The organism is Thermogemmatispora argillosa (assembly GCF_059696725.1).
Genome location: NZ_AP019377.1, coordinates 4,253,110 through 4,278,378, shown reverse-complemented (window position 1 = coordinate 4,278,378; position 25,269 = coordinate 4,253,110). Strand labels below are relative to the sequence as shown.

Annotated in this window: 27 protein-coding genes and 2 CRISPR repeat arrays (1 of these 29 only partly in view); of the genes, 11 read left to right on the top strand and 16 right to left on the bottom strand. The window is 60.1% G+C overall.

Annotation, left to right across the window (positions count from 1 at the left end; all coding sequences use genetic code 11):
- Window positions 1–132: a CRISPR direct-repeat array (repeat unit 37 nt; unit sequence GTTTCAATCCCCCATCGGGCTTACGCGGCCTTCCGAC); it reaches 568 nt to the left of the window's first position.
- 204 nt (window positions 133–336) lie between these two features.
- Window positions 337–588, bottom strand: a complete 252-nt coding sequence (locus AC6H1L_RS16735; RefSeq protein WP_497598616.1) for a hypothetical protein — start codon at window positions 586–588, stop codon at window positions 337–339.
- A 215-nt stretch (window positions 589–803) separates the two neighbouring features.
- Window positions 804–1,426: a CRISPR direct-repeat array (repeat unit 37 nt; unit sequence GTTTCAATCCCCCATCGGGCTTACGCGGCCTTCCGAC).
- A 301-nt stretch (window positions 1,427–1,727) separates the two neighbouring features.
- On the opposite strand from AC6H1L_RS16735, the gene AC6H1L_RS16730 reads away from it, so the two are divergent.
- Both AC6H1L_RS16730 and AC6H1L_RS16725 read left to right on the top strand, forming a co-directional pair.
- A complete protein-coding gene (locus tag AC6H1L_RS16730; RefSeq protein WP_497598615.1) occupies window positions 1,728–2,021 on the top strand; it encodes a hypothetical protein in 294 nt (97 codons plus the stop codon).
- Window positions 2,022–2,066: 45 nt separating this feature from the next.
- Window positions 2,067–2,456 (top strand): hypothetical protein, encoded by a 390-nt coding sequence (locus AC6H1L_RS16725; protein ID WP_497598614.1) that lies wholly within the window; start codon window positions 2,067–2,069, stop codon window positions 2,454–2,456.
- A 172-nt stretch (window positions 2,457–2,628) separates the two neighbouring features.
- On the opposite strand, the gene AC6H1L_RS16720 is transcribed toward AC6H1L_RS16725, so the two are convergent.
- The 11 genes from AC6H1L_RS16720 to AC6H1L_RS16670 all read right to left on the bottom strand — a co-directional run bounded on the left by AC6H1L_RS16720 (window position 2,629) and on the right by AC6H1L_RS16670 (window position 12,399).
- Entirely contained in the window at window positions 2,629–3,627 is a 999-nt protein-coding gene (locus AC6H1L_RS16720; RefSeq protein WP_497598613.1) for an exonuclease domain-containing protein, read from the bottom strand.
- Between the two features lie 165 nt (window positions 3,628–3,792).
- Window positions 3,793–4,026 carry a hypothetical protein gene (locus tag AC6H1L_RS16715; RefSeq protein WP_497598612.1) on the bottom strand — a complete coding sequence of 78 codons (234 nt, stop codon included), beginning with the start codon at window positions 4,024–4,026 and terminating at the stop codon, window positions 3,793–3,795.
- 167 nt (window positions 4,027–4,193) lie between these two features.
- A complete protein-coding gene (locus tag AC6H1L_RS16710) occupies window positions 4,194–4,421 on the bottom strand; it encodes a tyrosine-type recombinase/integrase (RefSeq protein WP_497598611.1) in 228 nt (75 codons plus the stop codon).
- 17 nt (window positions 4,422–4,438) lie between these two features.
- Window positions 4,439–4,855, bottom strand: coding sequence for a site-specific integrase (locus tag AC6H1L_RS16705; protein ID WP_497598610.1), 417 nt, complete (start codon window positions 4,853–4,855; stop codon window positions 4,439–4,441).
- A 76-nt stretch (window positions 4,856–4,931) separates the two neighbouring features.
- Window positions 4,932–5,255: a hypothetical protein gene (locus AC6H1L_RS16700; RefSeq protein ID WP_497598609.1), complete on the bottom strand. Its 324-nt coding sequence runs from the start codon at window positions 5,253–5,255 to the stop codon at window positions 4,932–4,934.
- A gap of 450 nt (window positions 5,256–5,705) precedes the next feature.
- Window positions 5,706–7,049: a pyruvate dehydrogenase complex dihydrolipoamide acetyltransferase gene (locus AC6H1L_RS16695; RefSeq protein WP_497598608.1), complete on the bottom strand. Its 1,344-nt coding sequence runs from the start codon at window positions 7,047–7,049 to the stop codon at window positions 5,706–5,708.
- Window positions 7,042–8,043, bottom strand: coding sequence for an alpha-ketoacid dehydrogenase subunit beta (locus AC6H1L_RS16690; protein ID WP_497598607.1), 1,002 nt, complete (start codon window positions 8,041–8,043; stop codon window positions 7,042–7,044). The genes AC6H1L_RS16695 and AC6H1L_RS16690 overlap by 8 nt, the downstream gene beginning before the upstream one ends.
- Before the next feature lie 2 nt (window positions 8,044–8,045).
- On the bottom strand, window positions 8,046–9,098 hold the full coding sequence (pdhA, locus tag AC6H1L_RS16685) for a pyruvate dehydrogenase (acetyl-transferring) E1 component subunit alpha (protein ID WP_497598606.1): 1,053 nt from the start codon (window positions 9,096–9,098) through the stop codon (window positions 8,046–8,048).
- Between the two features lie 171 nt (window positions 9,099–9,269).
- On the bottom strand, window positions 9,270–9,743 hold the full coding sequence (locus tag AC6H1L_RS16680) for a CBS domain-containing protein (protein WP_497598605.1): 474 nt from the start codon (window positions 9,741–9,743) through the stop codon (window positions 9,270–9,272).
- A gap of 574 nt (window positions 9,744–10,317) precedes the next feature.
- Window positions 10,318–11,523, bottom strand: coding sequence for an alpha-hydroxy-acid oxidizing protein (locus AC6H1L_RS16675; protein ID WP_497598604.1), 1,206 nt, complete (start codon window positions 11,521–11,523; stop codon window positions 10,318–10,320).
- 180 nt (window positions 11,524–11,703) lie between these two features.
- A complete protein-coding gene (locus tag AC6H1L_RS16670; protein WP_497598603.1) occupies window positions 11,704–12,399 on the bottom strand; it encodes a helix-turn-helix transcriptional regulator in 696 nt (231 codons plus the stop codon).
- Between the two features lie 527 nt (window positions 12,400–12,926).
- Between AC6H1L_RS16670 and AC6H1L_RS16665 the strand changes: the two genes are divergently transcribed.
- Window positions 12,927–13,835: a Rieske (2Fe-2S) protein gene (locus tag AC6H1L_RS16665; RefSeq protein WP_497598602.1), complete on the top strand. Its 909-nt coding sequence runs from the start codon at window positions 12,927–12,929 to the stop codon at window positions 13,833–13,835.
- 180 nt (window positions 13,836–14,015) lie between these two features.
- Here AC6H1L_RS16665 and AC6H1L_RS16660 read toward each other — a convergent pair whose 3' ends face one another.
- From AC6H1L_RS16660 to AC6H1L_RS16650, 3 genes are all read right to left on the bottom strand, one after another.
- Window positions 14,016–14,264 carry a helix-turn-helix domain-containing protein gene (locus tag AC6H1L_RS16660; protein ID WP_112428347.1) on the bottom strand — a complete coding sequence of 83 codons (249 nt, stop codon included), beginning with the start codon at window positions 14,262–14,264 and terminating at the stop codon, window positions 14,016–14,018.
- 1,198 nt (window positions 14,265–15,462) lie between these two features.
- Window positions 15,463–16,158: a C39 family peptidase gene (locus AC6H1L_RS16655; protein ID WP_497598601.1), complete on the bottom strand. Its 696-nt coding sequence runs from the start codon at window positions 16,156–16,158 to the stop codon at window positions 15,463–15,465.
- Between the two features lie 381 nt (window positions 16,159–16,539).
- Window positions 16,540–17,016 carry a hypothetical protein gene (locus AC6H1L_RS16650; RefSeq protein WP_497598600.1) on the bottom strand — a complete coding sequence of 159 codons (477 nt, stop codon included), beginning with the start codon at window positions 17,014–17,016 and terminating at the stop codon, window positions 16,540–16,542.
- 419 nt (window positions 17,017–17,435) lie between these two features.
- Here AC6H1L_RS16650 and AC6H1L_RS16645 point away from each other — a divergent pair, with 419 nt between their 5' ends.
- On the top strand, window positions 17,436–18,524 hold the full coding sequence (locus AC6H1L_RS16645; RefSeq protein WP_497598599.1) for a toprim domain-containing protein: 1,089 nt from the start codon (window positions 17,436–17,438) through the stop codon (window positions 18,522–18,524).
- A gap of 138 nt (window positions 18,525–18,662) precedes the next feature.
- The gene (locus AC6H1L_RS16640) at window positions 18,663–20,666 is read left to right on the top strand and encodes an acetoacetate--CoA ligase (RefSeq protein ID WP_497598598.1); all 2,004 of its coding nucleotides are present in this window, start codon (window positions 18,663–18,665) and stop codon (window positions 20,664–20,666) included.
- A gap of 155 nt (window positions 20,667–20,821) precedes the next feature.
- On the opposite strand, the gene AC6H1L_RS16635 is transcribed toward AC6H1L_RS16640, so the two are convergent.
- Window positions 20,822–21,001 (bottom strand): hypothetical protein, encoded by a 180-nt coding sequence (locus tag AC6H1L_RS16635; protein WP_497598597.1) that lies wholly within the window; start codon window positions 20,999–21,001, stop codon window positions 20,822–20,824.
- Window positions 21,002–21,044: 43 nt separating this feature from the next.
- Between AC6H1L_RS16635 and AC6H1L_RS16630 the strand changes: the two genes are divergently transcribed.
- From AC6H1L_RS16630 to AC6H1L_RS16605, 6 genes are all read left to right on the top strand, one after another.
- A complete protein-coding gene (locus tag AC6H1L_RS16630) occupies window positions 21,045–21,182 on the top strand; it encodes a hypothetical protein (RefSeq protein ID WP_497598596.1) in 138 nt (45 codons plus the stop codon).
- A 204-nt stretch (window positions 21,183–21,386) separates the two neighbouring features.
- Window positions 21,387–22,313, top strand: coding sequence for a pyrroloquinoline quinone biosynthesis protein PqqB (pqqB, locus tag AC6H1L_RS16625; RefSeq protein WP_497598595.1), 927 nt, complete (start codon window positions 21,387–21,389; stop codon window positions 22,311–22,313).
- A 105-nt stretch (window positions 22,314–22,418) separates the two neighbouring features.
- Window positions 22,419–23,195 carry a pyrroloquinoline-quinone synthase PqqC gene (gene pqqC, locus AC6H1L_RS16620; RefSeq protein WP_497598594.1) on the top strand — a complete coding sequence of 259 codons (777 nt, stop codon included), beginning with the start codon at window positions 22,419–22,421 and terminating at the stop codon, window positions 23,193–23,195.
- A gap of 50 nt (window positions 23,196–23,245) precedes the next feature.
- Window positions 23,246–23,497 (top strand): pyrroloquinoline quinone biosynthesis peptide chaperone PqqD, encoded by a 252-nt coding sequence (gene pqqD / locus AC6H1L_RS16615; RefSeq protein WP_497598593.1) that lies wholly within the window; start codon window positions 23,246–23,248, stop codon window positions 23,495–23,497.
- Window positions 23,498–23,599: 102 nt separating this feature from the next.
- Window positions 23,600–24,820, top strand: a complete 1,221-nt coding sequence (gene pqqE, locus AC6H1L_RS16610; protein ID WP_497598592.1) for a pyrroloquinoline quinone biosynthesis protein PqqE — start codon at window positions 23,600–23,602, stop codon at window positions 24,818–24,820.
- A gap of 129 nt (window positions 24,821–24,949) precedes the next feature.
- Window positions 24,950–25,192 carry a DUF2630 family protein gene (locus AC6H1L_RS16605; RefSeq protein WP_322480683.1) on the top strand — a complete coding sequence of 81 codons (243 nt, stop codon included), beginning with the start codon at window positions 24,950–24,952 and terminating at the stop codon, window positions 25,190–25,192.
- Window positions 25,193–25,269 lie beyond the last annotated feature (77 nt).

Genomic DNA, 25,269 nt, shown 5'->3' with positions numbered 1-25,269 from the left:
GATCGTTAGCTCCCGTAATCGGTTTCAATCCCCCATCGGGCTTACGCGGCCTTCCGACTCCTCCTCTCTGGTTCTTCATTGTCCATGGTCCATGCGTTTCAATCCCCCATCGGGCTTACGCGGCCTTCCGACGGCGTCCTCTCTAGAGTAGCATCAGGAGCGGCGCCCGTCAAGGGTTTTCGATGATTCCCAAAAAGCGGTCAGGAGTGACCGCTTTTATACGGCCATGATGCCAGCCACTGTGGCCATCAGACGGCCTGGGAAGCCCTTCGAGGATCGCTGCAGGGGAGAGCGGGAACCGGGATGCTCGAAGGGAGCGGCAGCAGCGGCGGGTTCTCATCTCGGAGTAGGGAGGAGCGTCAGGAAGGGGGGATGAAGGAGTGTCAAGATCTGATCCAGTTGCTGCTCCAGATGAGCGAGTCGGTCGGCAATCGTGCGGAGCTGCTCGGAGAGCGTGCTGGTGACGCGCACCTGATCCGTCACTAATCCTTTAACAATGGTGAGTTCGTAGACCACATCTCGCAGGACAGGCCGATCCTCGGCAACCGTCTGCTCCAGTAGACTCAATCGCTCTTCTTGCGTGGGCATTTTCGCTGTCCTTTTCGTTCGTCCTTCTCTGCTCTGCCGATCTCTGGGCGGGCAGAAGCGGCGATGTGACGCCTTCCCCTCTCTACGAGAGCATCTGGGGCGGCGCCCGTCAAGGCTGTTCGATTTTTCGTGCTCTTCCCAGAGCGGACGAGAGCGGGGGTCTGACCTGGGTGGCGCGGCGCTATCTCTCGTCCCATGAAGCGGGTTCTCATCCCTGTTTCAATCCCCCGTCGGGCTTACGCGGCCTTCCGACTGCCTCAATTATATTTCCCCAGGCAGATCTCCGCAGTTTCAATCCCAGAGCGGGCTTACGCGGCCTTCCGACATCTCGCAGAATTCATTCCGGGAAGGCCGCTGGATCTCGTTTCAATCCCCCATCGGGCTTACGCGGCCTTCCGACGGCAGCAGCTCGCTTAGCTCTGGAGGCGAGAGCATGGTTTCAATCCCCCATCGGGCTTACGCGGCCTTCCGACAGCAGCAAATCTTCGGGGATTTCGATGCAATGCCCGGTTTCAATCCCCCATCGGGCTTACGCGGCCTTCCGACAGCAGCAAATCTTCGGGGATTTCGATGCAATGCCCGGTTTCAATCCCCCATCGGGCTTACGCGGCCTTCCGACCTGCAAATACTTACTGGATCGTGGTCACGGCGGTTGTTTCAATCCCCCATCGGGCTTACGCGGCCTTCCGACGGTCATTCGGGCGCGCATTCGACCTCATCCAGCGATAGGTTTCAATCCCCCATCGGGCTTACGCGGCCTTCCGACGGCAATCTCCTGCGGAGACATGGATGGACCTGGCTGTTTCAATCCCCCATCGGGCTTACGCGGCCTTCCGACGGCGTCCTCTCTAGAGTAGCATCAGGAGCGGCGCCCGTCAAGGGTTTTCGATGATCCCCAAAAAGCGGTCAGGAGTGACCGCTTTTATACGGCTATGATGCCAGCCACTGTGGCCCTCAGACGGCCTGGAAAGCCCTTCGAGGATCGCTGCAGGGGAGAGCGGGAGCCGGGATGCTCGAAGGGAGCGGCAGCAGCGGCAGCAGCGGCAGGGCTGGGCCTTCCAGGAAGGGTTGACAGCGGTTGATCCCGATGGTATGCTCAGGTCGAAGGAGCATGGTGTGGCTTGTCCTCTGAGGAGCGCATGATGGAGCACGGATCATTGGAGCAGCGCTTTGGCGCATTTGAGGCGAAGGTGAGCAGGCAGCTCACCGATATCATTGGGCTGCTGCAGCAGTTGGTGGCGGAGGTGCGAGATCAGGGCCATCGGTTGAACGCGATGGAGATCCGCATGCATACGTTTGAGCAGCGGATGGCCGGCTTTGAGCAGCGGCTGAGTGCGCTGGAGGCGCGGCTCAATGAGCAGCAGCAGAGTATGTCTCTCCTGAACACGTTCCAGCGTAAGATGATGCAGAAGATGGGGATTGAATACGAGTAGTCTGCGGTGAGCCTGGCGGGGGATGCCGGAGAAAGGACCGTCGCGATGGAACAGCGGATCGCCGATTTGGAGCGGCGGGTGAGCGAACTTGAGTTTGTGTATCGGAACCTGGCGAAGGACACGACGATTCTCTATGGGATTTTGCGCACGGACCTGGACACGCTCAAGGCGCGCACAGAACGGATCGAGCAGCGCGTGGAAGTGCTCAGCGGCGAGGTAGGGCAGGTCCAGGAGCGTCTGGAGCGCCTGGAGCAGCGGATGGATCAGCGTTTTGCCCAGGTGGATCAGCGCTTTGCCCAGATCGACCAGCGCTTTGCTCAGATCGACCAGCGCTTTGCCCAGGTGGATCAGCGCTTTGATCGCCTGGAGCAGCAGGTAGGGCAGATCCTGACGCTGCTCCAGCAGCAGCACGGCAACGAGCGCCCTGGCACGTGAGGGCGAGCGCTTCACGGCTGTGCCCGCCCGTGGTAGCCACTGCCTCTGCAGCCCGCCGATCATCGTCTGAGGGGGGCTACCGGCGACAGGCTGGCGGCTGTGCTCAGGCCGGGCCGAGCGCTGCCGGGAGCGTGCCTTTCCTGTGCCGCTGGCCCCCGAACGGTTCGGTTGCTCATACCTTTTCCAGTCCCGCCAGCACCCGCAGCAGCGCGAGCGCCGCCTGTGCATCCAGCTCCGCCGTGTGCGGGTGCCAGCCTGCCGCGATCCCCTCCTGGCGACAGGCCCGCTCCAGCGGCACCCAATCCTCCAGCCCCATCCACTCCGCATACAGCTCCATGAGACAGTGCCATTTCTCCCTCGCCGTCAGCCAGCCTGGCAGTTCCACCCGCCAGCGTCGCGCACTGGCCTCCAGGGCCAGTCGGTCGAAGGCCGCATGGTAGGTCCAGATGGAGTCAGAGGCCTCTAACAGCCTGGAAAGCGCTCCCCAGATTTCTGGGAACGTCGGCGCCTCCTTCAGATCCTCTTCCCGTAGCCCATGAACCGCCTGCGCCCCCGGGGTGATGGGCGCGTCGGGCCGGACGCGGGATCGAAAGAGCAGCTCCCCTGCTCCGCTGACGACCGCTACCTCGACCACCTGGAACCCTGGGTCCTCCGGTAAGCCCGTCGTCTCCGTGTCAAGCACCACGAGCTTCCGCCGCAGTGCGTCCTGCAGCCAGGCCCGCCTTTCCCTCCGCCGCTGCTGCAGCCGCTCTTCCTCCTCGCAGGCCCAGCAGCTCCGTCGCCTCTGCCGGCGCCGTTCCGGCTCGATGACGCCCCCGCAGTGCGCACACGTGCGCCACCGGCGCCAGCCCTCTCTGGCCCGTTCCAAGGCCTGCCGCTGCGCCGCAGCCAGCGGCCTCGCCGGCACCGCCTCCTTGATCCAATAGAGCAGCACCCGCCGAGGCCGTCCTGCTGACCGCTCATAGCAGCCCGCTGGCTGCTGCCTCGGAGCGAGCCGTAACCCCCGACGTCGAAGCCCTGTCACGGTGGCCAGCCGCTCCCAGTCAATCGCCCAGGAGTTCCAGACGCGCATGCCTGCACAGCTTGACCTGGGCTTGCTCTCCCACTCCTTGGCACACCGCTCGCACTGCCACTTTCCCCCCATGCGCTTGAGCTGATGCTGCTGCTCCATCTCACGGCCTCCTTTCTGCAGCGATCGCTTCCGAGAGAACGTCGCGCCTCCCCGTCCTGCCCTGCCTGGGGTGCCAGGACGCGCAGCTCCAGCAGGCCTCCGACCCATCCATCTGTGGGGAGATCTGCTTGAGCCACCTCATCCTGCGCTCCTTTCGGAACACGGTCAGCGCAGATAGTGCCGCAGGACGACATCGACCCGGCTGTGCCCCAGTGCGGCGGCCACCGCCTCAGCAGCCCGCCGATCGTCGTCACTCGGGCGCAGCCGGCCCGTCGCCGGCGGCAACAGTGGCGTGATCCTCCAGGTGCAGTGCTGCCCGCTGCTGATCAGCGGGGCTAGTGGATACGAGTCTGTCAGTTTCAGTGTCAGTTCAGCGAGGCGACAGCCTTGGAAAAGCAACGCGACGATTGGACAAGGTGGGGGAAAGAGCGAGCTTCTGATCGAGGTTGACAAACATGGGGGGGAAAGAGGGCTTGGGTGGCGGAGAGTTCGACTCTCCCCCATCTCCACCACGTCGAGGCCGCTTCTGAAGCGGCCTCGCTCTGTTACCTCCCTCGTGTGGCAGTTCAGTCGACAGTTCTCTCTCCTCCTTCCAGGGCACTCCACCGTTTCATCGCCTCTCTCAGTAACTCTACCGAGCCGTGCTCATAGATGCCCGCCGTCACACTGAAGTCTCGATGTCTCAAGAGGAGCTGGATGATCTTGGTGTCCACCCCATCCTGCAACAGCAAGGTGGCCGATGTATGCCGGAGATCGTGAAAATGGATCGCCGGCAAGTCCAACCGCTGCAGCAATTGACGAAAGAGCCGCTCTAAGTAGCGAGGATTGAAATAGCCCCCAGACAGATCGGTAACGACCAGGTCCTGTTCTTTCTACGTTTCTTGCGCCAGCCTGCCTGGCGCTCCCGCTGCTGGTGCAGCTTCTCTATCAGCAGCACAGGCAAGGACAACCGGGACATGCCTGTTGGCGTCTTTGGCTCATTTTCTACATAGCCATAGTGAGGAAGATAGTCCACCGTTCTTCTGATCCTCATCTTCGCATGTTCCAGATCGATATCCGTCCAACGTAACGCCCAAATCTCCCCTCTTCGCAGGCCACAGAGTAAGGCCAGCGCTACCGGAAGTTCCAGGCGATGCCCTCTGCTTCCCTCTAGCAGACGGCGAGCCTGCTCCAGGGTCAAAAAGGGGCGCTCTTTCCTGAGCAGGCGCGGGGAGAGACTGGGGCGCATGCCCTTTCTAATGAGCTACGCCTTCCTCTCTACAGGAAGCAGCCAATTGCTCCAACATTGGCACAGAGATCTATCCCTATTTAGAGCGTCTCTCGAACCTCTCGCACGAGCAACGGATAAAAGCTATGCCCAGCCCCAGGGTCCCAAAGAGCAGAAAGACCGTAGCCGCTCCGACTCGATCGCTCAACGTCCCTCCAAGCACCTGCCCCAGCGGAGCTAGACCCAAAGAGCCAATGGTATCCAGACTGATGACACGCCCTAGCTTATCACCAGGTACCTGCTCCTGCAAAATGGTGAAGTAGACCGTGTTAAAAAAGGTCAGGCCAAAGCCGATCAGGATCGACGCCAGCGGGACTAGCCAGAGGGCCAAGGCCGCCGGGATCAGGCCAAGGGAAAGCATCCCTGCTGCGCTCAGCATCAACAAGAGATAGGCCAGCAGCCCGCGTCGCCCCAGCTGTGGCCAAATGCGTCATGAGCCAGACTTGCCAGGCCAGCGCCAGCGAGAGGACATTGTTGCCCACGTTCGAAATCGTCTGGCCCAGCCGGAGCAAGCGGAAAGGGCGACTGGCTAAGCCCGCGCAAAGGTGAGACGCTGCGCCAATAGAACAGAGTCACAACAAAAGGATGAGATTCTCCACTCTGAAGAGGAAAACTCGATTACTCCCTCCCAGCAGCCAAAACAGACAAAGGAGGTCCCTGCGGCACTAGCCGAGGAGCCTCCTCACTGTCTGCAAGATAGGACGGTCTTTCCCGCCGGCTTGCCTGGCGGTCAGCCTTCAGCCATCAAACAAGCAGGCAGGAGAAGCCGCCCACACATGTCGCTCATTGCTGAGCTTAGCCAGCTTCAGTCTTACCCCAGCAAGCTAAACGGGTTCTGCAGCAAGCGCTTGACTTCCTGCAGGAAGCGCGCCACCGTCGCCCCGTAGAGGATACGGTGATCAGCCGAGACGGTAACATGCATCATATCACGCAGCACAGGCTGATCGTTGATAGGCACGAAGGTGCGGCGCACCGAAGCCACTGCCATGATAGCCGCTTCGGGCGGATTGATCACCGCGATGAACTCGCTAACATCGAGCATGCCCATATTCGAAATCGAGAAGGTGCCGCCCGAGAGATCAGCAGGTGTCAGCTTGCCCGCATGAGCCTTCTCGATCAAAGCTCGCGCCTCACGGGCAATGGTGCGCACCCCCTTCAGGTTGGCATCGCGAATCACCGGCACCACCAGGCCATTGGGAATGTCCACCGCAATGCCGATGTTGATGGCCTGGTGACGCACAAACTGGCCATCACGATAGGAGCTGTTGACCTCCGGGAATTTCTCCAGGGCCAGGGCACAAGCCTTCACAATGAGATCGTTGATCGAAACCTTGATGCCCCCCTCGCCGGCACTCTCGTTTAGCTGGCGGCGCAGCGCCAGGGCCTCGGTCATGTCGATCTCAGTGCTGACGTAGAAATGCGGAATTGTCTGCTTGGATTCGGTCAGGCGCCGCGCAATAGTCGCCTGCATGCGCGAGAGCGGGACAAGCTCCTCCGCCGGCGCAGCCCCCGCCTCGGCTACCGCCGCCGGAGCTGGTGCCGGCGCAGCCTCCGCCGGAGTCGCGGCAGCCACCGCCCGGCGACTCTCAAGGAACGCTTCGATATCATCACGCACAATGCGCCCGCCAGGGCCGGAACCACGGATCTGGCGCAGATCGATATTGTGCTCTTCCGCTAAGCGACGGGCCAATGGCGAGGCCTTAATAACGCGATCCCCATTCTCCTGACCGACAGGCGCTGTCGATGAAGGCACCTCAACAGGCGTCACTGTTCGCTGCCGAGGCGCTATCTCCCTTTGAATCTCCTGAGACTTGACGGCGCCTTCATCTGCAACGCGGCTAGTGCTACCACCTGCTGCAGATGAAGCGTTCGGCGCCTGGGAAGCCGCGCCTGGGGCTTTGGCTTCTTGAGCAGCCGCAGCGCCACTCCCAATTACCGCAATCACCTGGCCGATTGGCGCGCTCTCCCCTTCCTGGACGACAATCCGTTCCAATACCCCACTTTCATAGGCCTGCAGCTCCATCGTTGCCTTGTCGGTCTCGATCTCAGCGAGCACTTCCCCCCGCTCAACGCGATCGCCCGGCTTCTTCAACCAGCGGACGATCGTCCCCTCCTGCATCGTATCGCTGAGCCGGGGCATAGTCACCTCAGGCATAGACGATCCTCCTCTTCCGAATAGCCAGGCGATCGACCGCCTCCACCAGTTGCCGCGCGCTTGGCAAAGCCGCCTGCTCCAGAGGCTTCGAATAGGGGAGCGGCACCTCCGCACCGGCCACGCGCTGAATGGGCGCATCTAGATAATCAAACGCTTCCTCCTGAATAGTGGCCGCTAGCTCGGCCCCGACCCCATAGGAACGCCAGTCCTCTTCAAAAATGATGGCGCGATTGGTCTTCTTCACCGAATTGACAATAGTCTGATGGTCAAGCGGACGCAAAGAGCGCACATCCACAACTTCAATGCTGAGCTGCCGCTCCTGCTCCAGGCGACGAGCCACATCGAGCGCGACAACCGCCATACGCGAGTAGCTGATGATGGTCAGATCATGGCCCTCTTTCATGACCTGAGCCTTGCCAAAGGGGATCGTGTAGTCCCCCTCGGGCACCTCGCCCCGCGTATTGTACAGCGCCAGATTTTCCAGGAAGAGCACCGGGTTATCGTCACGGACAGCGGTCCGCAAGAGACCACGGGCATCGGCTGGTGTGGAAGGCGCTACGACCTTGAGGCCGGGAACATGGGCAAACCATACCTCCAGGTTCTGGGAATGGGTGGCAGAAAGCTGCTGACCACCTCCACCCGGAGTACGGATCACCAGCGGCACCGGGCACTGACCGCCAAACATGTAGTAGATCTTGGCCGCATGATTGACGATCTCATCCATTGCCAGCGCAATGAAGTTGATCGTCATGATTTCCACGATCGGGCGCAGTCCCAGCATGGCAGCCCCGATCGCCAGCCCCACAAAGCCATTCTCGCAGATCGGCGTATCAACCACCCGCTTTGGACCAAATTCCTGCAAGAGACCGGCAGTGATCTTGTAGGAGCCTTCGAAACGTCCGATCTCCTCGCCGATCAGGAAAACATTCTCATCGCGCAGCAGCTCCTCGCGCAGGGTATCGTGTAGAGCCTGGCGATAGGTCATCTCGGCCATACTCAGCGCCCTCCCTCACCGGCATAGACAAAGTCGTAGAGTTCGTCGACAGAGGGGAACTCGCTTTCCTCGGCAAAGCGCACCGCCTCCTCGACCTCCTGCTGAGCCCGCGCCTCCAGCTCCTGGCGCTTGGCATCATCCATCAGCCCCGCTTCCTTGAGCCGGGCCGCATAAAGCAGAATAGGATCACGCTCACGCCAGCGCCGGACTTCGTCTTCAGGACGATAGCGGTCAGGGTCAACGACCGAGTGCCCCCGGAAGCGGTAGCTGACCGCCTCGATGAGGCTCGGCTCACGCTCCTCGCGAGCAATGCGAGCTGCCGTGCGTACGGCTTCTAAAACGGCCAGGACATCCGTGCCATCAACACGCTCGCTGCGCATGTCATAGGCACAGGCTTTGCGATAAAGATCAGGGACTGCCGACCCCTGGTCAACGCGCGTGCCCATGCCGTACTGATTGTTCACAATGAGAAAGACCACCGGTAGCCGATAGAGCTTGGCCAGGTTGAGCGATTCATGGAAAGGACCGCCATTCGTGGTACCATCCCCCATCTGGCAAGCTACGATCTCGCGCGCCCCCCGGTAGGCCAGCGCAAAGGCAGCCCCCACCGCTAGGGGCAGTTGCCCGCCTACAATGCCATAGCCACCCATGAAGCGGCGCTTGATGTCAAAGAGATGCATCGAGCCCCCACGCCCAAGGGAGCAACCGGTCTTCTTGCCGAACAATTCGGCCATGACCACGGCGGGCGAGATGCCCCGGCAGATGGCATAACCATGCTCGCGGTAGTTGGTATAGACGTAATCGTCAGGCTCTAGTCCGGCACAGAAGCCGACCACCGTGGCCTCTTCGCCAAGGTTGAGGTGACAGTAGCCGCCGATGCGCGCACGGGTGTACATCTCGCCGGCTTTCTCCTCAAAATAGCGAATGAGGACCATCTGATAGTAGTAATTAAGGAGCGTTTCGCGGTCCGTTCCTTCGAGCAGCGAAGCCGAGGAGCGGGCATCACTCGGCCCAGCTCCCTGCGCGGCTGCCTTGCGTTGTTGTCTGGTCTCCATAGGTACACTACTTCTTCTTTCTCTGGCTAATCGACACTGCATCAACAAGATTGCGTTGGCTTGATCGCGCTCTGTTCAAGCGTCGGAACAAGAGCGAGCCGGAACAGGCAAGAGCACAGAGCCAGCACTTTGCTGCTGGCCTGAGCCGCGTTTTCTAATAGGCCAGCAGCCTTAGAACCCAGGAGGAGCCGGCTCGGCTGACGCCACCATCTGAGGCGCAGCACAGCGCGGACAGCCCTCCGGCGGCTCCTCACCAGGCGCGACCTCTCCACACACGGGACAGGTCCAGCGCGTCGCTACCTCCCTGACCAGGTCAGCCCGGCTGACAATACCGACTAATCGCCCCTCCCGAAGCACCGGCAAGCGCCGAATACGCCGATTCACCAGTAACTGGGCGACGTCTTCTAGCTCGGTCTCCTCGCTCACACTGATCAGGCCGCGAGTCATAATTTCCCGCACGAGCCGCCCCTGACGCGCTAAGACATCATGTTCAGTGACAAGCCCGGTGATCATCCCCTCTTCGTTGACCACCGGTAGCCCACTGACCCGATGGCGCGCCATCAAAGCTGCAGCCTGTTGCTTTGTCTGATCCTCCCGGACCGTTACCACTGTCGTGGTCATCACATCTTTGACTTTTCTTCCCATCGCCTGTTATCTCCTCTGAGCTTCCGGTCTGCAGGCATACTGCATTTGCAAGCGGCAGACAGGATCACTCATCCTCTTGCAGGCGATGCCCTTCTTCTCTGCTCTCTCGGCTGGCAGCGCTCTTCTGTTCCCTGGATAAGGTGACAACTTCCTTCAGTGCCTGTTGTCGTGGACTCCTCTCCCTTGCCGTCTAACTAACAGTTCAGTGTGCAGCCGTGCTCTCCCTTACCTGGTCGGGAAAAGCCGGAGCCAACGACAAACCTGTCTTCTGACAACCTCCTCCCAACGCTGATGATAGAGAAAGACTGTCTGTTGCTTCCCGCAGGTCCGCTCAGGCACAAGCGCGTGAGCGAGCAGGTTAGCTAGCTAACGGTTGTTTCCCCCTCCTCTGGCACACACTGCCCCTCAGTGGCCAGTGGGGGGAAAAGGAAACCGCTTGCTCTCCTGCTGCTACGCCTTGCTTCCTTCAGGGCATGCTCGTCAGAACTAGCTGTCTCTCCAGCGGGGCGCCTGTTTGGCTGCTTTCCTTGCCCACAGACAGAGGCGGCGCACCTCGCTTTTCTTCTTTATCTTATCACGCTCTCTCGGCTTTGGCGAGGGCTGAACGATCCAGCGAGCTGACGGCGGCGAAACCACTTAAGGCCAGGGTGAGATCCAGGTCGGCCAGCATATTCTGCAACACCTCACGCACGCCAGCCTCTCCACCTAGAGCCAGCCCCCAGATGTAGGGACGCCCAAGCAAGACGGCTCGCGCCCCTAGCGCCACCGCCTTGACAATATCGGCTCCTTGCCGAATGCCACTGTCAAAGAGCACAGGAACCTGTCCGGCCACAGCCTCCACTACACCCGGCAATGCATCGAGAGCCGCAATCGCCCCTGCAACCTGGCGCCCACCGTGGTTCGAGACGACAATACCATCGACACCACACTCTACGGCCCGGCGCGCATCGTCGGGATGGAGAATTCCCTTGAGCAACACCGGTAGTCGTGTATGCTCACGTAGAAAAGCGAGATCTTCCCATTGAAGCGTTAAATGACCAAAACTGGAGACATATTTTTGAATCGCTGGGAAAGGATTTTCTTCGGGAAGCTGTGGCAAATCTCGGCGAAAGACGGGGTCGCTGAAATAATTGGCCAAACCTTGAGCCTGCAGGAACGGCAGATAGGCCCGCTGCAAATCACGTGGACGCCAGCCGATCAGGCGCGTATCGAGCGTGACTACGATGGCGCTGTAGCCGGCTCGCTCAGCACGCTGGACCAGGCTGGCACAAAACTCGGCATCGGCAGGCCAGTAGAGCTGAAACCAGCGCGGCCCATTGCCTGCCGCCTGAGCCACCTCCTCTAGTGTGTGCGAGGAGACAGTACTCAGAACAAAGGGTATGCCTAATGAAGCGGCAGCCCGTGCTACTGCCAGCTCGGCTTCGGGGTGAATGATCGATTGAACACCAATCGGGGCAAGCAGCAACGGCGCTGGCAGGCGCACTCCCAGCAGCTCGACGCTGAGATCACGTCGCGCAATGTTGCGCAGCATGCGCGGGACAATCACCCAGCGTCGAAAGGCCGCCAGATTGGCTTGCATGGTATCTTCCGCGCCAGCGCCCCCCGCCACGTAGTCATAGGCTTCGGGACTCAGGCGCTCCTTGGCGCGCCGTTCCAGCTCCTCTACATCTAGAGGGAGGGCCGGAAGCTGCCCCTGTAGGCCCGCCATGTAGATCTGAAACTGGCGCTCGCTGCCGTAGGGTGGCGATATATGCCCGCCCTCGTGGGGAGTCTCAGACATTGCGACTCTGTCCTTTCCTTCCCTGGGGATTGCTACAAGGCCGTTTCCTTTTCATTGTACCATGCATGCTCTGCAGTTGAAAGCGGCAAAGAGGACGAACAGGGAAGCGCTCCAAGGGCACCCGCCTCCAACTCCCGCTTCGCCGATCAGATCGGCTGGCACCGCCTGGCGCCAAGCAGGCTAATCCGTCGTTGGTCGCTCAGCCAAAAGCTCGATCGTAAAGCAGCATTGCGGTCGCTCGGTGCACCGACAACGGGTCCGTACAGGTAATGCTGTTAACTCAGTTAATAACGCTTCGATCATGAGGCAGAGGCAAGGATAGGCAGGAACCAGAGCGGCCAGCGGGCAGCTAGCAGCGCGTATCAGCACCTGGCGGCCAGGGTGGTCCTCCTGCGCCTCGATAGCTGTCTCCTCTACTTCCGCCAAGGCTCCTATCTCATTGAGCGCGGCCACAGCCCAGTGCACACGACTTAGCGGCTCGGCCATCTTCTCCGGCTCTCTGCTGAGATGCCAGCGCCGCGCCAGGCGTTTGCCAAGATCACGTAGTAGCTGTTCTAGTTCACTGGGAGAGAGCCGCTCGGTCAACAGTTCAAGCAGCGCCTCCAGGGTCGGTTGATAGGCGCGCGGAAAAAGGCGATCAGCCGCTGGCGTCAGCTCGTAAATGTAAGCGGGCTTCCCTTGAGCAGCGCGCCGCTGCCCTTGTTGGATCACGAAGCCGTCGCGCTCTAGCGTCGCCAGATGGGCCCGGACCGCATTATCGGTCAGTCCTAATTGCTGGGCCAATTCTTCAACTGTCGCCCCTCCACGCGAGAGTAAGGCAACAATGCGCCCGCGTGTGCTTCTGAAAAAGCGCCAGTGGGCCTGACCTACAGCCATCAGCCTTTCACTTCCTGACTAACTCTCAACGGTTCGCTTGCTCTGCTTCAGTGTAGCAGAGAGGCGTTCTAAAGTCAAGAAATTATTTGACTTTCTTGACTTTCTTTAGCGCGTATGGTATATCAGGAAAGAGAAGAGGGGGCTGAAGGCTGGGAAGTCTGCCCGGGAAAACACGTGAGCCGATCAGCTAGATTTTTCACAATCGTCTGCTGTCTGTCGACGCTCGCTTGCTTGCTCTTGTGCAGAAGCGGAGTAGGAAGAGACGCAGGGCAATGGCGAACCAGGCTCACCGGTTAGGGCCAGGGCAATGGCCTGCACTGAGCACTGAGGGACGCCCGAGACCCACCGGGTATAGCTCTGCTCGCCATTGCTCTTTCTGTGCCTGGGAGCGAGTGGGGCAGATAGCCGCCAGCCTCTGCGAGCTGAACTCACAGGGGGAACGCATCCAGCCCCACCTGAATGAGGTGGGTGAGGGTAAATGTCCAAGCTATCACATCAGCCCTTGTGAAGAGACAAAGGAGAGCACCATGAGCGACACAACCCATGAGCCGACCCCGTCAACGGCCAACGTCTGGCAGTCTGTTGCTGATCGCTTCGGCGATAGTCTGCAGTCTCTGGCCCGTGTCTTGACCGGCGGCACCCAGAAGCCGCCACGCTTGCTGAAAAGCCTCCTCAGCGGCACCCCGTGGGGCCATCCCCTGCATCCGGCTATTACTGATCTGCCCATCGGTGCCTGGACCTTGACCGTTATTCTCGATATTATTTGGCTGATTGCCCCAGTCAGCAACGGCTGGGCGGCGCGCGGGGCTTTGGTGAGCATCATTGTCGGGCTCATTGCCGCCCTGGGAGCACTCTTCACCGGTTTGGCCGATTGGAGCGATACCTATGGCGCCGAGCGAACGGTCGGTTTCTATCATGGCCTGCTCAATACAGCGGCTTTTCTCCTCTATCTGATCTCATTCATCTTGCGTCTGCTCTCGCCCACGAACGAAAGCCTTGTTGCCGCCGTGCTCGGCTTCATTGGTTTTGTGGCTCTGCTGGTAGCTGGCTATCTGGGCGGGGATATGGTCTTTGTGAAAGGCACCAATGTCAACCATACAGCCTGGGAGGCAGCGGGAGAGGACTTTGAGCCGGTGCTCCCCGTCAGCAACGTGGAAGAGGGGCATCTCTATCGGGTGACCGTAGCTGGCGTGCCTGTGCTCCTGCTGCGTCGTGGTGAGCAGTACTATGCTATCTCGGCCACTTGTCCTCATGCGGGAGGTCCTCTGGATGAGGGAACGCTTGACGGCGATGTGGTAGAGTGTCCCTGGCATGGCTCGCGCTTCTGCGTGCGCGATGGGCGCGTCTTGACTGGCCCGGCAACCGTGCCGGCGCCACGCTATGCCGTACGCGTGCGCAATGGTCAGGTTGAGCTACGTCGCCTGGGCGGGCATTGATTCACAGGTCTATCCTGTCAGGGCAACTTTGAGCCTGGGCTCGAACTTATCCAGGCACGGCAGCCACGGTCGCCAAGGCCGTGAGTAGCAAACAACGGACCCGAGGGAGATCCCTCGGGTCCGACTTTCTTTCCTGGGCTTGGATCGCCGCCGAACTGCCTGCGATCTGCGCTGCGTCTTTCACGAAGCGGCAGTCGCGGGCGTGTTCAGCAACTCGTCTAGAGTATTCTTCTTAACGCGATAGACCTCGCGCTTGCCCTTGTGCGGCAGAGTAATGGCCTGCAGTGCACCGGTCTTGATCCAGCGGCGCACCGTGGTGTCATCGACACGGAGGCGCTTCGCTACTTCGCTGACAGTGAGCAACTCTGTCGTATACTCTTCACGAGAATCGCGCTCGCGATCCACAACTGCACTTTCCCGACGAGCCATAGGTTTTCCCTCTCCTCTCTACTGAATTCGATTGGATTACAGTTCCAGGCAGTTCGCCTGGAGCGTTCTATCATTTCCAGCTAATATGAGTAAAACACTCCTCTATTAAGAGGAACTGTGAATTAGCTGAAATTTCGCTGAGAATTTGGAACTCCCGATCTGCCCGTCCCGTCAGGGAAGCCGCTCAGTTTGTCCGAAATGGAAGAGACAAAACGCCAGTCGCTTCCCCGCTTTGGGCCGGGAAATTGAGACTTTTCACTTTTCCGATTTTATAATAGCACATTTCAGATCTATTATCCAATCCACTGGTAATAACAACCGGGAAGCCGGAGAATCTTCCCAGCCAGCGAAGAGCCATATGTGGGGGGGAAGAGGCGAGGGGCTGAGCGAGGGCGAGTGAGGGTAGAAGCAGGTGATCAGCTCGGCAAAGGAAAGGAGAAGCGGCACAGGCTGGCAGTCCAGAAAGCTCAGCGAGACGGCAACGCTGGTCCAGCGTTTTATCGACACACCTGCATAACTATCAGCGGCTAACCCGGCTCACCCGAGTCGGCCCGCCAGCCCCCCTTTCAAGACTGGCCGCCTCTCGGCACCCGCTGACTGTTCTTGTGCCCGCCTCGTCGAAGCTGCCCCCTGCCGGCACTTCCCTCCCTTCTGGCCTGACGCGCCTGGCCTTCGCACAGCATTGCGCTCCGGCAGGCTGCACGGGACGAGGCCGCCTGCGCGCGCTGGTCCTGTTTGCATACCATGCGCGGACAGGATAGGCATTATGCAAGTATAGCGAACTTGTGTTCTATTGTCAAGGGTTTGTACGCTCTCCCCGACCAGCCAGCGCTATCCACCTGACGCCTATGCACATCGCCTGCGCCGCTTGTCACTGTTCCACCACTTCCCCAGACCAAAGGCGTCCCCGGCGGGCCTTCCTGGCTGCGCCTTTCTCTTGATGAGTCGATCTCCATGCTCGGGATGCGCCCCTTACGCTAGCCCTGTTCCCCAGTTGGCACCTGCTTTTATCGCTCACTTCCTGAGCGCTCCAGGGCCGCGCCTGGCCGTCAGGCGCTTTGGATGTATCGCCAACCTACCGGCGGCAGCAGGGTCAGAAGCACGGAGGTTCTGCGTGTATGTAGCTGCCACCCCTCATGAAGGCCTCTGGCCTGGGGTCAGCCTCAAGCAAGGAAGAGAAAACCGCACCGGATGCCGCTTAGTCAAGAGGTGTCACCACAGCCGCGTAGCCACCCCACCATTGCAGAAACTGCTCGCGGCTGAGAACGCGGCGATTCCAGGCTGAGGAGTCGGCTAGATAGACAGAGGAGGCGTCGCCTCCCAGAACGACGAGCAGATGGCCACCGGCATAGCGATCCGGTGGGAAGCTGACGATCACCGGCGCGCCACTGTTGGCCACGGCCAGCAACTGCTCCAGCGACCAATGCTCCCCCCACTCGGTGCGAAAGCCAAAATGGGCGGCGGTGATGGCTATGCCCGCTGGTGAAACCAGGCCCAGCTCGGGTGTGATTTGCCCAAGAGCTGCCTCGACATGCAGCACATCACTGATGCGATAGTGCCGACCATAGGCATTAAAGACCTCTGTCATAGCTGCCGCCGAACAGGCAGAGTAAGCCCATATTGCATATTCCTCTGGAGAGGAGTACTGCGAGGGATCAAGCTGGGAGATACGTACGAGATTGCGCGAGGCATTGAAGCCATGAGGCAGCGTCTGGACATCCAGGGTTTGGCTACGACTGTTGCGAAAAAAGGTTAAGGCCGCATTCCAGGGTAGCTGTCCACCATCGGCCAGAGCACTGGTCATGGAGAGTGCCAGAAGGAACATCACAAGCAGAATCAGCGAGAGCATCACGCGCCAGCGCCGGTACCAGATCGCTGGCAGAGCCAGAGCCAAGCCGGGCTTTTGAGGGCCGTTCCGCTGGACTCTCTGCAGCAGGTGGAGAGGAAGAGAGGTTAGCCATCCCTGGCCCCCTGAAGCGATGGAAAACAGCCTGCTGCTCTCGTGATTAGAGCGCAGCCAGCGCTGATGCCAGTTGCCACGACGTCCAAGCCTGGATACCAGGATCAGCAGTAGCACAGCAGCTAGCAGCACAATCAGGACCACTGAGCAACCTCCCGGGGCTTTATCTTCATAAGCACATCAACATCATTCGCCATGCAGTATCCCGGGAGTTGAGGCCCTTCGTCAAATCACTCCCACAATGGTACCATATGAAGTGTATTGACACACTGTTGGGAGCCTGGGCGGCCGGCAGGGCGGAACGCCCGGCCCAGCCTATTGCACCAGCGGTGGTTCTTCAAGTGGATACTCGACCTGAGGCTCTTCGTACTGCGGCTGAGGACGCCCTGTCGCTGATTGAGCTCCCTGGGAACTCGCCCCCGCCACCTCATTCGGACGCGGCCCGGTCTGGGCTCGATATCCCTGGTGATAGCGCTGCTCCTGTTCGCCAGAATAGGGAGCCTGGTACATTCCTGCTGGCCCCGACGGCCCCTGGGGCCTCTGGGGTGGCTGCTGCCACTGCTGCCACATACCTCTCCCCATCGGCCAGTGCTGCCCCGCCGCTGGACCCTCCTCGGCAAAGAGGAATGAAAGGCCCCAGGCAAGCAGAGCAATCAGAAAGACGCTTAACATGATGCTAAACACCGCGTTCCCCCAACCCCACCACCAATGCGCTGGTCCCAGAAAGAATAGCGGGATGAACCACCAGAAAAACCAACCTCGGTGGCGTCCAAAAGGCTTCCGTCGATACATTGTCGGTCCTCTCTATCTATGCAACAAGCGCACGAAAGGCTCAATCTATATATAATTCCAGCCTTTTCCTGCAGGTTCTAATCGTCGTCGCGCTCTTCACTCACAAACAGGGTATAACAGATAGCTATCGCTGTCAAGGAACGGAGCAACTCTCCCACCAGGAGGAGAACGCAGAGCGGTTCCCCTGATCCAAGCGCTCATCTCTTCCTGTCGGGAAGCTCATGACCCGAACTGAACTGAAGCCCGGCTCGCCTCGGGCAAGAATGAGAGTTCGACAGATCAGAACAAATATTCTATAATTGCAATGAGCAGGAGGAGAGCGGCGCAAGCAGGCGTCATCAAGCAGATCGCCACCTGGAGAGAGCTGGCGGGGATGGTTAAGAAGCGACGCCGGAAAGGAGCACAGAAGGGCTGCAGGCATGATCACCATCTTGACCCGCCGAGGCAAACGCATCGAGATCCTCTCAGAGAGTGAGCTCCGCCAACCACGGCTTACAGGTAGTCGGGTACGTGCCTTTTGCCCGATTCACGGTAGTGATCATCAGCGCTCGCTCTCGATTGACCCATCCAGTGGCTGGGGCCACTGCTTCAATGCCACCTGCCAGGCCAGAGTCTTGATTGCCGAATGGAACCCGAACACTGCCCGGCACCTTCTGGGAGCTGCTGGCGAGGGGGAACATTTGGTCAAGGTCCCGGCATCCCTGAGCAGCCTGACCTCCGCTTCTGCCTCTCAAATGCCAGCGCGGTCCGAAGAGCGGACGCCTGGGGCCGGTCTCCTCAGCCGCTGGCAGCAGGAAGAGCGGCACTTGCTCCAGGCGCTGGAGCCTGCGATGCAAGAGGCGCTCAAAACTACCCACCAGGGACGTATCTATCTTCGCGAGCGAGCCATTCCCCTGGAGATCGCGCTCACTCACGGCGTTGGCCTTCTCACGCCGGCCATTATCGCCGGGTTGCCGCGTGCCAGACAGCGGCGTCTTCTGCAGCGCTGGAGCGGACGGCTGATCTTTCCCCTCCAGGCTGCGGGCAGCCGAGGCTACATCGGGCGCACCCTCTGGGGCTGGCGTCCTGGTATGGATGAAAACGCTCACAAGCAGCTTCTAGAGCGCCTTGGACGTCCTCAGCGCTGGATCAAAACGAACCCTGCCGGCTGTTTTAGCGTACCACCAGAGCAGCTCTCTTCTCAGCTCATTGTTGTCGAGGGGACCTTCGACCGTCTAGCCTTGCTCTCTGCTGGTTTCCGCGCAGAAGAGGTCGTCGCTCTGGCCGGCGTCGCGCTGCCCGCCACCTGGCTTCCCCCTCACGTGCGTAGTGTTCTGCTGGCCCTCGACGGTGATGAAGGAGGAGGCGAGGCCACGGCTCGCCTCAGCGCCCAGCTTCGTGAACAGGGACGGGCTGTCAACTGCTGCCTGATCCCTCCGGACGGCCAGGGCAAGGACTGGAACGAGCGCTGGCGCCTGCTGGGTCACGCAGGCTTACAGCCGCTGCGAGATAGCTATCGGCGCCTGTAGTGCTATTGACTTGCCCTGATGCGCGGCATAGACTTACTTACAGCAGCAAGAAGAAGATCACCAGCGCGGGCCGACCTGTCTCCCTGCCTCGAAGGTCACGGGCCCCGAAGCCCATCTATCTGAAAGGAGCACAAGCCGATGAACACCTCGTTCAATGCCGAACAGCCTCTTTGGGAGCCTTCAGAGGAACTGAAAGAGCAAGCCAATATCACCCACTATATGCGCTGGCTTGCCGAGCAGCGAGGCAAAGAGTTCACAACCCGTCAAGAACTGTGGGAGTGGTCGGTTAGCGACCTTGAAGGTTTCTGGTCTTCACTCTGGGACTACTTCCAGATCCAGGCCAGCCGGCCATATACTCAGGTGTTGGCCAGCCGCACTATGCCGGGTGCCAGGTGGTTTCCGGGGGCTGAGCTGAACTACGCCCAGCATGTCTTTCGTCAAGCCACTACCAGCCATCCGGCCATCATCTTCCGCTCCGAGCGAGAGCCGTGGCGCGCACTCTCCTGGAGTGAGCTGCAGCAGGCAGTAGGAGCAGTCGCCCAGGCCCTGCGCCGGCTCGGGATTAAGCGCGGCGATCGCGTTGTGGCCTATCTACCTAACATTCCCGAGACTGTCATTGCCTTCCTTGCCTGTGCCAGCCTCGGCGCTATCTGGTCAAGCTGCTCGCCTGACTTTGGCACCAGAAGTGTGGTTGACCGTTTCAAGCAGATTGAGCCACGGCTCCTCTTCGCTGTCGATGGCTATCAATACAATGGCCGCTCCTTCGACCGACGAGGCGTGCTGGCTGAGCTGCAGGCAGCCTTGCCCACCCTCGAACATACCGTCATTATCCCCTACCTGAGCGCCAGCCTAGAAGAAGCCAGCGCAGGTCTTAGCAACGTTCTTCCGTGGAGTGCCCTGCTGGCCGAGCCAGCTCCCCTGGTTTTCGAGCAGGTCCCCTTTGAGCATCCTCTCTGGGTACTCTATTCCTCCGGCACCACTGGACTGCCTAAAGCCATCGTGCAGGGCCAGGGCGGTATCTTGCTAGAACATCTCAAGGTGCTCTCGCTGGAGACTAACCTTAAACCTGGTGACCGCTTCTTCTGGTTCACCTCTACAGGCTGGATGATGTGGAATTTTTTGGTGAGCGGTTTGCTGGTCGGCGCCACCATTTTGCTCTACGACGGCGCGCCAGGCTACCCCGACATGTACACTCTCTGGCGCTTCGCTCAGGATAGCGGCATGCATCTCTTCGGGACCAGTGCCGCCTACATTGCAAGCTGCATGAAGGCCGGCATTGAGCCAGGTCAGCAGTGTGACCTCAGCCAGCTCCGCTGTATCGGTTCCACAGGCTCACCGTTGCCCCCCGAAGGCTTCCACTGGGTTTATGAGCATGTCAAACGCGATGTCTGGCTGGCCTCGGTCAGTGGCGGTACCGACGTGTGCTCGGCTTTCGTAGGCGGCTGCGTCTTGCTGCCTGTGTATGCCGGTGAGATCCAGTGCCGTGCGCTCGGCGCCCGCGTCGAGGCCTTCGATGAAGAGGGACGCTCTTTGATCGATGAGGTCGGCGAACTGGTGGTTACGGCCCCCATGCCCTCAATGCCGCTCTTTTTCTGGAACGATCCCGATAACCGCCGCTACCGCGAAAGCTACTTCGAAATGTACCCAGGTGTGTGGCGGCATGGTGATTGGATTAAGATCACCCCACGCGGAGGCGCTATCATCTACGGGCGCTCTGATTCGACGATCAATCGGCAGGGGATTCGCATGGGAAGCAGTGAGATCTACCGCGTCGTCGAGAGCTTTCCAGAGGTGCTTGATAGCCTGGTGGTCGGCGTGGAGCGCCCTGGTGGCGGCTACTATTTGCCCCTCTTTGTGGTTCTGCGTGAAGGGGTCAGCCTTGATGACGACCTTAAGCGCCGTCTGAGAGAGGCTTTGCGTCGCGAGATCTCGCCTCATCATGTGCCGGACGAGATTATCGCAATCCCGGAGGTGCCTCGCACGCTGAGCGGCAAGAAAATGGAAGTGCCAGTCAAAAAGCTGCTCTTGGGTATGCCGCTAGAGAAGGCCGCTAGCCCCGATGCCATGAGCAACCCCCAGGCGATCCAATTCTTTGTCGACTTTGCACGCCAATTCCAGGCCCGTGCCGGAAGTGCAGGTTGAGCGCCCCGCCTACCTGATCGACCTCGGCACTCCTCTTCCTAAAGTATAGATAAATTTACACTTATTATTTATTGGCGTCGGTTATAATGGAAGTGTAGCTTTGCCCGGCGTCCAAAGAAGGCAAGGCTGAAGAGAGTGAGGAAGGCATTGACCAGTCAGGCGCAGCCCTGTTCATCGTCGAGGGTGATCTTGGCCGATGGATAGCTTGGGAAGCCAGCCAGCCGGCTGGTCGGCAGGAGAGAGCAAAGGCAGGCAAGGTAAGGCAAGGCAAGGAGCGGAGAGCTATGGACCGTGATGGTCAGAGCGCGCTCCGCAGAGACGTCTTGAAGTGGCATGTGGCGCTGGAACTTCGTGCAGCCAGAAAAGGAAAGGAGCAATATGCAAGAGAAGCCCCGGTGGGTCAAGCCGTCCTTCGAAGTGATTGCTGTGAGCCTTGAGTGCACTGCCTATGCAGGAGTACTCTGGTTGCTTGAGCCTGGTCCTGAGCAGCAGTACAGCAGTACGCGAGCTAGCTAGGCAGTCAAGAGAGCAGGCAGAGGGCGCTAACAGAGGGAGGGTGAGCCACAAAGGGAGGTGGCGGGACCCCGTGGGTCTCCGCCACCTCCCTGCTCATCAGTCAAGCCACTCTGGTCTGACCTCACGGGCGCTTGGGCCTCATCTGGGTCTGAGCGCGCTACTCAGAGATGCGCAATACAGGAGAGAACAGGAGAGACTGGCTAGATGCTGGTGCGACTGCTTGGTACGGCAGCGGGGGGAGGCTTCCCCCAGTGGAACTGTAATTGTTCTAATTGCCGGGGCCTGCGCACAGGGCGGCTGAAAGCACGAGCACGGACACAGTCCTGTGTGGCGGTGAGTGCCGATGGAGAGCGTTGGTTTCTGCTGAATGCCTCTCCTGATCTCCGCGCTCAGCTCGAAGGCTTTCCACCTCTTTGGCCTCCCGCCTGCTGTCGGCGCGGCACTCCTCTCGAAGCTATTCTCCTAACCGACGCCGATCTTGACCATACGCTTGGCCTCCTACTCCTCCGGGAGCGCTCGGCATTGACTGTCTATGCGCCTTCAGCGGTGCAGCAGGCCTTACGCCAGGGGCTGGCTCTGCCCCAGTTGCTGGCCCACTATTGTAGCATCGAGTGGCGCGAGCCAGCCGAGGAGCTTGCACCGCTGCCTACCGCCTCGGGAGCTTCTAGCGGCTTGCTCTTTCAGGCCATTCCGCTAGCTGGTAAGCCGCCGCGCTATATTGCCGAGGTTGGCCCGCCCCCGACCAGCCCCCGCTTTCGCTTTGGCTATTATCTTAGGGATGAGCGGACGGGCGGACGTCTGCTTTTCTTACCAGGGTTGGCCCAGCAGGAGGAACATTTGCTGCCTTACCTGCAGGCCTGTGACGCTGTTCTCTTGGATGGAACTTTCTGGAGTGAGCATGAGCTGCAAGAGCAGGGCCTGGCTCAGGAAACAGCCAGCAGTATGGGCCACCTTCCGATCAGTGGGCCGCAGGGCAGTCTGTCCTGGCTGTCTCAGCTCCCTATTCCCTATCGCGTCTATACTCACATTAACAATACTAATCCAATCCTGGCTGAGGAATCTCCCCAGCATGCCGCTGTACGCGCCGCAGGGATCACTGTCGGCTGGGATGGGCTGGAATTCACCTTATGAGCAACCTGGCTACCTTTGTCTTACGCTGCGCTGATCAGTATGCATATGCACAAGAAGAGAGAAGCCAGGCCATTAGCGCAAAGTCAGAGCGAGGAGAGGGCTATCATGAGTGCAGAGCATCTTGAGCCGTGGGACCGCGAGACGTTCGTGGCCCAGCTACGAGCCGTGGGGATGACTCGCTACCATCATCTTCATCCCTTCCACCGGGCAATGAACCAGGGCGCCCTTACGCCCGAGCAGATTCGCGCCTGGATTGCGAACCGCTTCTATTATCAAGAGCATATTCCTATGAAAGATGCTGCTATTATCTCCAATTGCCCGATTCCAGAGGTGCGCCGCCTCTGGCTCCAGCGCCTGCGCGATCACGACGGTGAGCGCGAAGGCGAGGGCGGCATTGCCGCCTGGCTGAAGCTGGCAGAGGCAAGCGGCCTTTCGCGAGAGGAGGTGCTGAGTGGCCGGCATGTTCTGCCTGCGACGCGCTTCGCGGTTGACGCCTATGTGACGTTCGCCCGCCGGCAACCGTGGCCCCTGGCGATCGCCTCCTCCCTCACGGAGCTGTTCGCCCCCGACCTGATGAGCGAGCGTCTGGCGGCTTTTGAGCGCTATTACTCCTGGATCGCACCAGAGGGACTGGCCTATTTCCGCGCTCGTCTGGAGCAGGCACCGCGCGACGCCGCTCAGGCCCTGGAGTTGACCCTACGCTACTGCACAACGCGCCAGCTTCAGGAGGAAGCTGTCCAGGCGCTGGCTTTCAAATGTGAGGTTCTTTGGAGCATGCTCGATGCCCTGCAGTTCGCCTATGGTCCCCTGCCCGCTGAGGCCGCGCTGAGTCCTGCCACTAGCAGCGCTGCTACTCCCCTTCCCCAGGAAGGTCGACTATGAGTCACCCCGATCGGGAGAGGGTCCTGCCTCCCAGCCGCCTTCGGCCTCGTTTGCTGCCTAGAGCACGGCTGGAGATCGATCGTCTCAGCAGACGGCCTGTCTTGCTCTACCCCGAGGGCGTGCTGATCCTCAATGAGACCGCGGCTGCTATCCTGCAGCTCTGCAACGGCGAACTGACTCTGGCCGAGATTCTCCACGAGCTGGCCAGTCGCTACGAGGCCAGCCCCGAGCAACTGCAACGCGACGTTTATGAGTATCTCTGTTCGCTCAGGGATCAGAATCTCATTGCCCTGCTAGAGTAGACGGGGACGGCATAGAGATCAAGGCCGCTCCATCTTGAGCCGCTGCTGCCTCCGTTGCCAAGATGCCAACAAGCTGGCTCAGAGCCAGGAAGGACGATCACCATGTGTCCTGACGAGCAGCAGATCAACTATACTTCACTAACAGACAGTAGGGAACTGCCGGCCATCTCCCAAGCCGCCGGGGGTAGTAAGTTGCGCCCCTTCGGCCTCTTAGCGGAGCTGACCTATCGCTGCCCGTTGCACTGCCCTTACTGTTCAAATCCAGTTCAGCTTTCTCAAGAGCAGCGAGAGAACGAACTCACTACCGCCGAGTGGCAGCGTGTGATCCGCGAGGCCGCCTCTCTAGGGGTGCTCCACCTCCTCTTTTCAGGCGGCGAGCCGCTCCTGAGACGCGACTTGCCCACCCTGGTGGCCACCGCTCGCAGCGTTGGCCTTTACACCAATCTTCTCACGAGCGCTCTCGGCCTGACACGTCGCCGTCTTCAAGAACTACAGGAGGCTGGCCTCGACAGCGTCCAAATCAGCTTTCAGGCCGATGAAGCGGCGCTGGCTAATGGCATTGCCGGCTGCCCGGGAGCCCACGAGCGCAAACTAGAAGCTGCTCGCCTCGTCAAAGCGAGCGGGCTGCCCCTGTCGATCAACCTGGTGCTACACCGCGGCAATATTGAGCGTCTACCGGCTCTGATCGCCCTGGCTGAGCAACTCGGGGCCCAGCGCTTAGAGCTGGCCAATACGCAGTATCTGGGTTGGGCCTTCTGCAACAGGATGGCGCTCCTTCCCACCAGGGCCCAGGTGCAACAGGCCGAAATCATCGTGCGCGCTGCTCAGGAGCGTTTACGCGGGCGTATGGAAGTGCTCTACGTTCTGCCCGATTACTACGCCGAACGTCCCAAGCCCTGCCTGTATGGCTGGGGGCGCCGCTACCTCAGTGTGACTCCCGACGGGGCCGTCCTCCCCTGTCAGAATGCTCGCATGATTCCTGACCTCCACTTTGACAATGTGCGCCAGCGCTCTCTGGCGGAGATCTGGGAGCGGTCGGAGGCCTTCGAGCGCTTCCGTGGCAGCCATTGGATGCCTGAGCCTTGCCGTAGCTGCCCTCTACGCGAGCAAGACTTCGGCGGCTGCCGTTGCCAGGCTTTTCTCCTGACAGGCAATGCCGCCAATACCGACCCTGCTTGCAGCCTCTCCCCCTACCACTCCCGTCTGCTCTCCATCATCGCCGAAGTTGAGCAACAACAATCGGCTAGCTCCTCTGGCCCAGACAGCCCGTTCGCCCCAAATGGTCAGCCATTGATCCCCATCCGCTTCCGCACCAATCCCTAATCCCAGGCAGGGGAATAAGTGGGGATACCTCGGAGTTTTATTTTTATGCTGTAGCCGGAGAGCGCCGGCAATGGCGCAAAGCAGGTAATCGCCACGCAGTCGTTCCAAGAGAGGAGGTTACCCCTAGCGATGGATGATGCGGAGATTCTGCAGCGTATCGGTGAGTTGGTAGATGAGGAGCATAAACTGCTGAAGAAAGCTGAGGAGGAAGGCCTCACGGACGAGGAGCGCGGGCGCATGAAGGAGCTAGAGATTCGCCTTGATCAATGTTGGGACCTGCTGCGCCAGCGGCGAGCCCGCCGCCATGCCCATCTCAATCCTGATGAGGCTCAGCCCCGCGATCCTCGTATCGTCGAGCATTACCTACAATAAAATCCTGCGATCCAGATCTGCCTATCCCCAGGGAGGTAGCCTGGCTGCCTCCCTGTCCCCTTTTCTTTAGCCCTTCC

Bases quoted from the DNA above. Each gene is read 5' to 3' on its own strand.
- AC6H1L_RS16735 (WP_497598616.1), bottom strand. From the start codon at position 588: ATGCCCACGCAAGAAGAGCGATTGAGTCTACTGGAGCAGACGGTTGCC.
- AC6H1L_RS16730 (WP_497598615.1), top strand. From the start codon at position 1,728: ATGATGGAGCACGGATCATTGGAGCAGCGCTTTGGCGCATTTGAGGCG.
- AC6H1L_RS16725 (WP_497598614.1), top strand. From the start codon at position 2,067: ATGGAACAGCGGATCGCCGATTTGGAGCGGCGGGTGAGCGAACTTGAG.
- AC6H1L_RS16720 (WP_497598613.1), bottom strand. From the start codon at position 3,627: ATGGAGCAGCAGCATCAGCTCAAGCGCATGGGGGGAAAGTGGCAGTGC.
- AC6H1L_RS16705 (WP_497598610.1), bottom strand. From the start codon at position 4,855: ATGCGCCCCAGTCTCTCCCCGCGCCTGCTCAGGAAAGAGCGCCCCTTT.
- AC6H1L_RS16700 (WP_497598609.1), bottom strand. From the start codon at position 5,255: ATGCTTTCCCTTGGCCTGATCCCGGCGGCCTTGGCCCTCTGGCTAGTC.
- AC6H1L_RS16695 (WP_497598608.1), bottom strand. From the start codon at position 7,049: ATGCCTGAGGTGACTATGCCCCGGCTCAGCGATACGATGCAGGAGGGG.
- AC6H1L_RS16690 (WP_497598607.1), bottom strand. From the start codon at position 8,043: ATGGCCGAGATGACCTATCGCCAGGCTCTACACGATACCCTGCGCGAG.
- pdhA (WP_497598606.1), bottom strand. From the start codon at position 9,098: ATGGAGACCAGACAACAACGCAAGGCAGCCGCGCAGGGAGCTGGGCCG.
- AC6H1L_RS16680 (WP_497598605.1), bottom strand. From the start codon at position 9,743: ATGGGAAGAAAAGTCAAAGATGTGATGACCACGACAGTGGTAACGGTC.
- AC6H1L_RS16675 (WP_497598604.1), bottom strand. From the start codon at position 11,523: ATGTCTGAGACTCCCCACGAGGGCGGGCATATATCGCCACCCTACGGC.
- AC6H1L_RS16670 (WP_497598603.1), bottom strand. From the start codon at position 12,399: ATGGCTGTAGGTCAGGCCCACTGGCGCTTTTTCAGAAGCACACGCGGG.
- AC6H1L_RS16665 (WP_497598602.1), top strand. From the start codon at position 12,927: ATGAGCGACACAACCCATGAGCCGACCCCGTCAACGGCCAACGTCTGG.
- AC6H1L_RS16660 (WP_112428347.1), bottom strand. From the start codon at position 14,264: ATGGCTCGTCGGGAAAGTGCAGTTGTGGATCGCGAGCGCGATTCTCGT.
- AC6H1L_RS16650 (WP_497598600.1), bottom strand. From the start codon at position 17,016: ATGTATCGACGGAAGCCTTTTGGACGCCACCGAGGTTGGTTTTTCTGG.
- AC6H1L_RS16645 (WP_497598599.1), top strand. From the start codon at position 17,436: ATGATCACCATCTTGACCCGCCGAGGCAAACGCATCGAGATCCTCTCA.
- AC6H1L_RS16640 (WP_497598598.1), top strand. From the start codon at position 18,663: ATGAACACCTCGTTCAATGCCGAACAGCCTCTTTGGGAGCCTTCAGAG.
- AC6H1L_RS16635 (WP_497598597.1), bottom strand. From the start codon at position 21,001: ATGCCACTTCAAGACGTCTCTGCGGAGCGCGCTCTGACCATCACGGTC.
- AC6H1L_RS16630 (WP_497598596.1), top strand. From the start codon at position 21,045: ATGCAAGAGAAGCCCCGGTGGGTCAAGCCGTCCTTCGAAGTGATTGCT.
- pqqB (WP_497598595.1), top strand. From the start codon at position 21,387: ATGCTGGTGCGACTGCTTGGTACGGCAGCGGGGGGAGGCTTCCCCCAG.
- pqqC (WP_497598594.1), top strand. From the start codon at position 22,419: ATGAGTGCAGAGCATCTTGAGCCGTGGGACCGCGAGACGTTCGTGGCC.
- pqqE (WP_497598592.1), top strand. From the start codon at position 23,600: ATGTGTCCTGACGAGCAGCAGATCAACTATACTTCACTAACAGACAGT.
- AC6H1L_RS16605 (WP_322480683.1), top strand. From the start codon at position 24,950: ATGGATGATGCGGAGATTCTGCAGCGTATCGGTGAGTTGGTAGATGAG.